This is a genomic window from Mycobacterium sp. 1423905.2, assembly GCF_001673155.1.
Lineage (GTDB): Bacteria > Actinomycetota > Actinomycetes > Mycobacteriales > Mycobacteriaceae > Mycobacterium.
Window position 1 is genome coordinate 1 of sequence record NZ_LZLE01000255.1, and the last position, 1,086, is coordinate 1,086.

1 protein-coding gene is annotated in these 1,086 nt (G+C 71.3%); it reads right to left on the reverse strand.

Annotated features, from left to right (window positions below; translation table 11 throughout):
- A partial coding sequence (locus A9W95_RS16345; RefSeq protein ID WP_067414744.1) for an HNH endonuclease signature motif containing protein occupies window positions 1–1,086 on the reverse strand: 1,086 nt, incomplete at both ends.

The window sequence follows — 1,086 nt, forward strand, 5'->3', positions numbered from 1 at the left end:
TGGACGGTGGTGGTTGGGGTTGGAAGGGGTCGTACCACCACCAGTCGGCGCGTTCGCCGATTGGTCCCGGGCACGGCGGGACGGCGGGCGGCGGCTGTGTGGGTGGGCGCGCCAGCGATCCCGCGCGTAGCGGTCGGCCCGCGGTGTCGGTGACGACCAGGGCGTCGGCGGGCCCGGTGATGGTGATGCCCCCGCAGTGGTGCAGCCGGTGGTGATACGGGCAGACCAGGACCAGGTTGGCCAGCTCGGTGGGTCCGCCGTCTTCCCAGTGCCGGATGTGGTGGGCGTGCAGACCCCGGGTCGCACCACAGCCGGGTACCGCGCAGGTGCGGTCGCGGTGCTCGAGTGCACGGCGCAGGCGCCGGCTGATCAGGCGGGTGGTCCGGCCGGCGCCGACGAGCTGGCCGTTGCGCTCGAACCAGAGTTCACCGGTGGCATCACAGCTCAGGTAGCGGCGTTCGGCGTCGGACAGCAGCGGACCCAGATGCAGTGCCGCGGCGCGTGTTTCAGCGTCGACGTGCACCACCACGGTGGTGTGCTGCCCGTGCGGGCGGCGGGCCGCCTCGGCGTCCCACCCGGCCTCGACCAGCCGCATAAACGCCTCAAGGGTGCCGGGCAGCGGCGGCGCGCTCTCTGACCCGCCCTCGGCGCGGTCGTGCTTCCACTCGGCGATCAGCGCGTCCCGATGCGACTGTAAGGCGGCGTCGAATTTCGCGGCATCCAGGTGCGGAAGTCTGATCCGCCAACAGGTGAAGTCCTCATCGGCGGTCTTAATGATCGAGGGCTGCGGCTGCGGCCGGGACGCGGGTTCGGGTCGCGGTTCGAGGCTGATCGCGGTGCGCAGCTGATTGACCGTGGCCACCCGCGCCAACTGCGCGTAATGCTCATCAGAGCCCTCACCGGCGCGCGCGGCGATGACACCGACCTGATCCAGCGACAGCCGCCCCTCCCGCATCCCCTGCGCACAGCGCGGAAACTCCTCGACCCGGCGCGCAACGGTGGCGATCGTGTGCGCGGTGGTCGACGACAACCCCAACTTCCAGGCCACCAACGCCGGCACCGAACGCGCACCGGTCATGCCGCACA